The following is a 5,216-nucleotide window of genomic DNA, read 5'->3' on the forward strand; positions in this document are numbered from 1 at the left end:
TGGTCGGCGGCAAGCGCGTCGCCAAAGATTCTCCGCGCATCGAGTCTTACGGCACGATCGACGAGCTGAATTCGATCGTCGGCCTTGTGCGCGCGTTCAACGCGGACAAATTGGGCGAAGACGAAGCGCATCGCTACCTCGACGAAGTTCTCGCGAAGATTCAGGACGAGCTGTTCGATCTCGGGAGCGAATTGGCGACGCCGGAAGACGCCGCATACGAAGGGATGTACCGGGTCGGCGCGGCGGAGGTGAAGCGGCTCGAAGAAACCGTCGATCGCTGCCAGAAGGATCTCGCGCCGCTCAAGTCTTTCATTCTTCCCGGCGGCGGCAAAGTCGGCGCGTTTCTCCACCAGTGCCGGACGGTCTGCCGCAGGGCCGAGCGCGACCTTCTCCGCCTCTCGCGCACGGAGGAACTCGGCGAATGGCCGATCAAGTACGTTAATCGCTTGAGCGATCTGTTCTTCGTCCTCGCGCGCTGGATCGCGAAACACAGCGGCGAGGAAGAGGCGCTGTGGCAAAGAGGGCTCGAAGAGAAAGTAAAAAGGAAAAAGTAAAAGGGCAAAAGAGAATCCAGAAGCCAGAATTCAGAATCCAGAAGGGTCGGATTCGGAACTACATGAGTGCTGGACGCTTCTGACTTCTGGATTCTGACTCCTGAATTCTGAATTCCGTGGGGGTGTAATGAGAATCTTGGAAGGGAAAAAAGCTGTGATTTTCGGGGTGGCAAATGATCGCAGCATCGCCTGGGCGATCTCGGAGTCGCTTCATGCCGAGGGCGCCGAGCTGGCCTTCACCTACGCCGGAGAGATTCTAGAGAAGCGCGTGCGGCCGCTGGCGGAAGGCATCGGCGCCAAGATCATCCTTCCCTGCGACGTGACCAAGGATGGCGAGATCCAGAGCGTCTTCGGAACATTGAAGAAGGAATGGGGAAGTCTCGATATTCTGATCCACGCCATCGCCTTCGCGAATAAAGAGGATCTATCCAACCCGTATGCGCAAACGAGCCGGCAGGGGTTTCAGTTGGCGCTGGACGTGAGCGCCTATTCGCTCGTCGCCTTGACGCGCGAGGCGGCGCCGTTGATGGAAGGGCGCAACGGCTCGATTGTGACGTTGACGTACCTGGGATCGGAGAGAGTCATTCCGAATTACAACGTCATGGGGGTGGCGAAAGCGGCGCTCGAAGCGAGCGTAAGATATCTGGCTTACGATCTCGGGCCGAAAAATATCCGCGTCAACGCGATTTCGGCGGGTCCGATCAAAACGCTCGCGGCTGCGGGCATCGCCGGTTTCAAGGACATGCTTCATTACGCCGCCGAGCGCGCGCCGCTTAAACGAAACGTGGATGCCGAAGAGGTCGCGCGCACGGCGCTCTATCTCGTGAGCGACATGGCGAGCGCCGTGACCGGGGAAGTCATTCACGTCGACGCGGGATATAGTATAGTGGGGATGTAAAGAGCGTCGACCCGGAGTATCTTTCCGGGCCGATGCAATACTTCCGTCTCACGCTTGACGGAATATTACGCGTGAATCTCCTCGTCCGGTGCATCGGCCCTTCAAGATACTGCCAGGCCGACGCCGGGGGGAGAGGGAGTTAAGCGCTCGCGTCCTCGTTTGATAGTGAGAGCCAAAGGAGTTTTTTATGGCGATCAAACGAATTTCGGTACAAGAGGCGCACGACCTGCTGGAAAAAGAGCCGGAGCGCGTCTACATCGACGTGCGCACGGCGCGGGAATTTACCGCAGGACATCCGGCCAAGGCCGTAAACATTCCCGTCGCGTTTCCTAATCCGGGCGGGATGATGCTCAACGAGGATTTCGTGAAGGTCGTCGCGGGAACTTTTCCCAAAGATAAGAAAATTCTCGTCGGTTGTCAGGCAGGGCCGCGCGCAGACGCGGCCGCGCGGCTGCTTGAAGAGGCCGGCTATCAGGATGTCTCCAGCGTTCAGGGCGGCTTCGGCGGCATGCGCGATCAATCGGGCCAGATCGTCGCGCCGGGCTGGGCGAGCCTCGGTTTTCCCGTCAGCCAGGACAACGGCGAAGGCGTGAGCTACGAGTCGCTGGCGGCGAAGGTCAAATAATTTTGTAGGGGCGACCCTCCGTGGTCGCCCAAGACGGGCAGGCACGGAGGCCTGCCCCTACGTTACGGTTTCCCGACATATTTATTCGTCCACAGAACGCCTTCCTCCGCCGACGGCGTCTTCGCAGGGTCTTTGATGATTCCCGCGCCGCTCGCGAAGTTGATGACCTTCTGCCATCCCTTGGGATTCATATCGCCCCACGCCGGCATGGCGTTGGCGACCGTCGAGTAAGACAATTCGAAAACCGCATTGTCGAGTTTCTCCGGTGTGAACAAGCGGTGACTGCGCAGCGCCGATTTCGCCTCCTCGGGTTTGGTGCGGAAAAGCGCGCCGCCGCGGGAGATGGCGCGCGCGACGGCCGTGGCGACCTTGGGGTTGGCCTCGACGTAGTCCGGACGCACCATCAAGACCTCATAAGGATAATCCGTGAGTTCCGGCACCTCCCCTTTGCCCAGCGGAATCAGGACGTAGCCCTTGCCGCTCGGCTCGGTGATTTCCGCCGATGGAGGGGAGAGCGCGTAAGCGTCGATCACGTTGTTCATCAGCGCGGCCGGAAGCTCGGGCGCTCCGATGTAAACGAATTTGAGCTTTTTAGGGTCGCCGCCGGCTTTTGCCACTAAAAATCGGATGATCTGTTCCGACGCCGCCCCCGCGCCCGTCGCGCCGAGCGTGCCCAACTGCGTCAATGCCTTGAGGCGCGCCTCGATCGGGCTTTCGCGCGTGAGGCCGAGCTTGTCCACGATCGCTTTGCGAAGCACCACGCTCAGAGTCATGGAGCGATTGTGCGCTTGGATCGCCATCGCGGGCGCCCCTTCGACTCGGGCTAGAACCAGCCCTTCGGAGGTCGAGGCGCAGAAATTGGACGAGCGGCCGACGACAGCGTTCAAGCAGACCGAGCCGCTGGGAGACGGCGTAATCTTGACGCGCACTCCTTCCGCTTCGAAATATTTGAGCTGTTCGGCGACCCAGATCGCGCCGAAGGCGAAGTTCGGCACGGCCGTCATGAGGCTGGCTTCCGGCATTTCCTTCTGCGCGCGGGTCTGAGAGGCGCTCGCGAGCAAAAATGCCAGCGCCGCAGCCAGTGCAGTCGCAAACCTACGGTTTTTCATTGCGGCCCTCCTCTTCCTAGCCTTGAATCGTTACGTGTTCGCTGTGGGATTGCCATCGTAGCGCTCTCCGTTCGATCAGCTCGGCGACCTTGTCTATAGCGATGACCATTAACATGAGAACGATGATGCCGACAAATACGTCGGCGGTGCGGAAAAGCCCGGCGGCTTGCCGGATGAAAAAGCCGACGCCTTCGGTCGCGGCAACGAACTCGCCGACGATCGCGCCGATGACGGAAAAAGGGATGCTGGTCCTGATACCGGTAAAGACGTACGGCGAGATCGCCGGCAGAATGACTCGGAAAGTAAGCTTCCAACGCCTGGCGCCCATGAGCCGGGCCAGGTCCACATATTCCTGGTCCAACTGCCTCATGCCGGCATAGGTGTTGAAGAAGTTGAGAAAAAAAGTGAGCAGAAAGACCACGCCGACTTTGGACCAGATGCCGATGCCGAGCCAGACGATGAAGAGTGGCGCCAGCGCCGTCCGCGGAATGCCGTTGAGCGCGATGATGATCGGCTCGAAAATTTCGGCCAGGAACTGGCTGCGGCCGAAGGCGTAGCCGAGCGCGATGCCGAGGACGACACCGGCGGGAAAGCCGATCGCGATTTCCTGAAACGTGACCCAAGTGTGTTGGATCAAATCGCCGGAGCGGAAACCGGCGATCATCGACATCAAGATCCGGCTCGGGCTGCTGATGAGAAACGGCTCGATCCATTTTATCGAGGCGATCTCCCACAAGAGCAGAAATCCGGCGATGATGCCAAAGCGGAGAAGCGTCACCCAGACGCCGCGCTTCCAAAAAAAGCCGCCCGCCTGCGTCACGACCACCGCGCCGGCTGATTGCGTTTCTTCTTGGCTAGTCTCGTGCGCCATCGCGGCGATCCTAATGCTTGATGTTGAGCTCGTGGCGGAAGATGTTCCACAGCCGGCCGTAGGCCTCGTCGAAGCCCTCCTGGCGGTGGATTTCAAAAATATTTCTTGGGCGGCCCATGGGCACCTGGATGACGTCTTTGATGCGGGCGGGCCTGTGCGTCATCACCACGACGCGGTCGGCGAGGGCTACGGCTTCGACGAGATCGTGAGTGACGAACACGATAGTCTGACGCTTCTGCTCCCAGATCTTGAGCAGCTCGTCCTGCAAGACCATGCGCGTCTGTGCGTCGAGCGGGCCGAACGGCTCGTCCATCAAAATCACCGGCGGCTCGTAGGCGAGCGCGCGGATGATCGACGCCCGCTTGCTCATGCCGCCGGAGAGCTGCGCGGGATAATATTTCTCGAATCCGGTCAGGCCGGCGAGGTCGATGAACTGCTGCAGTTGTTCTTCCCGCTGCTGGCGCGAGTAACGCTTGGAGTCGAGACCGAAGGCGACGTTTTCTTCGAGAGTGAGCCAGGGAAAAAGCTTGCTCTCCTGCGGCACGTAGCCGACCTTGGTATTCAGACCTTGCACCTCGGATCCCTGGTAGAGAATCCGGCCGCCGGATATCGGCGTCAGGCCCGCGATCAATTTGAGCAAGGTCGATTTGCCGCAGCCGCTCGGCCCCACGATCGTGATAAATTCTCCGTAGGGGATGTTCAAGCTGATGTTCTCCAGCGCCACCATCGCGCCGCGGGTGGGAGTCTGGAAAGCTTTGGTGACGTTCTCGACTTGGATGACGAGGTGATTGGCGCCGGTCGCGCTCGCATCGCCGCTGTGATCGACGGATTCCATGAAACCGGGGCGATTCTCCATCATCGAACCGGGCGTGTCAATACACTTCGGATTTTTCATTGGGTATTCAAAATCCCGTTCCAGAGTCGCGGCGTTACGCTTGATCGACGCAATCGGATGACATATGAAAAGCTATCGAACAGGATAGGAGTTGAACGTGGCGATGAGCGAAACCGTCATTGCAAAAAACAGCGGCAAGACCTTCGTCGTGAAAAAAGGCCGGATCATTCGCGTCACCGGCGAATCGACGGCGGACTTCGTCGTCTTCAATCTCCGCAACGTGAAGGAGCGCTTCGATCAGGCGCGGACGAAAGTCGATCAGGG

6 protein-coding genes are annotated in these 5,216 nt (G+C 59.5%); 3 read left to right on the plus strand and 3 right to left on the minus strand.

Translation table 11 applies throughout. From position 1 onward, the window contains the following. The 3 genes from VGL70_07585 to VGL70_07595 all read left to right on the plus strand — a co-directional run. Positions 1 to 554 (plus strand): cob(I)yrinic acid a,c-diamide adenosyltransferase (locus VGL70_07585; GenBank protein ID HEY3303380.1); only part of this gene is annotated, 554 nt, incomplete at its 5' end. A gap of 127 nt (positions 555 to 681) precedes the next feature. Continuing rightward, entirely contained in the window at positions 682 to 1,452 is a 771-nt protein-coding gene (locus VGL70_07590) for an enoyl-ACP reductase (GenBank protein HEY3303381.1), read from the plus strand. A gap of 187 nt (positions 1,453 to 1,639) precedes the next feature. Further along, complete coding sequence (locus VGL70_07595; GenBank protein HEY3303382.1) at positions 1,640 to 2,077, plus strand: rhodanese-like domain-containing protein; 438 nt, start codon at positions 1,640 to 1,642, stop codon at positions 2,075 to 2,077. A 62-nt stretch (positions 2,078 to 2,139) separates the two neighbouring features. Here VGL70_07595 and VGL70_07600 read toward each other — a convergent pair whose 3' ends face one another. The 3 genes from VGL70_07600 to VGL70_07610 are packed head-to-tail and all read right to left on the minus strand — an operon-like array spanning position 2,140 to position 4,892. Next, positions 2,140 to 3,186, minus strand: coding sequence for an ABC transporter substrate-binding protein (locus VGL70_07600; GenBank protein HEY3303383.1), 1,047 nt, complete (start codon positions 3,184 to 3,186; stop codon positions 2,140 to 2,142). Between the two features lie 16 nt (positions 3,187 to 3,202). Next, entirely contained in the window at positions 3,203 to 4,057 is an 855-nt protein-coding gene (locus VGL70_07605) for an ABC transporter permease (protein HEY3303384.1), read from the minus strand. A gap of 10 nt (positions 4,058 to 4,067) precedes the next feature. Beyond that, a complete protein-coding gene (locus tag VGL70_07610; GenBank protein HEY3303385.1) occupies positions 4,068 to 4,892 on the minus strand; it encodes an ABC transporter ATP-binding protein in 825 nt (274 codons plus the stop codon). Positions 4,893 to 5,216: the final 324 nt, after the last annotated feature.

Source organism: Candidatus Binatia bacterium (assembly GCA_036504975.1).
Lineage (GTDB): Bacteria > Desulfobacterota > Binatia > UBA9968 > UBA9968 > JAJPJQ01.

Bases quoted from the DNA above. Each gene is read 5' to 3' on its own strand.
- VGL70_07605 (HEY3303384.1), bottom strand. From the start codon at position 4,057: ATGGCGCACGAGACTAGCCAAGAAGAAACGCAATCAGCCGGCGCGGTG.
- VGL70_07590 (HEY3303381.1), top strand. From the start codon at position 682: ATGAGAATCTTGGAAGGGAAAAAAGCTGTGATTTTCGGGGTGGCAAAT.
- VGL70_07595 (HEY3303382.1), top strand. From the start codon at position 1,640: ATGGCGATCAAACGAATTTCGGTACAAGAGGCGCACGACCTGCTGGAA.
- VGL70_07610 (HEY3303385.1), bottom strand. From the start codon at position 4,892: ATGGAATCCGTCGATCACAGCGGCGATGCGAGCGCGACCGGCGCCAAT.
- VGL70_07600 (HEY3303383.1), bottom strand. From the start codon at position 3,186: ATGAAAAACCGTAGGTTTGCGACTGCACTGGCTGCGGCGCTGGCATTT.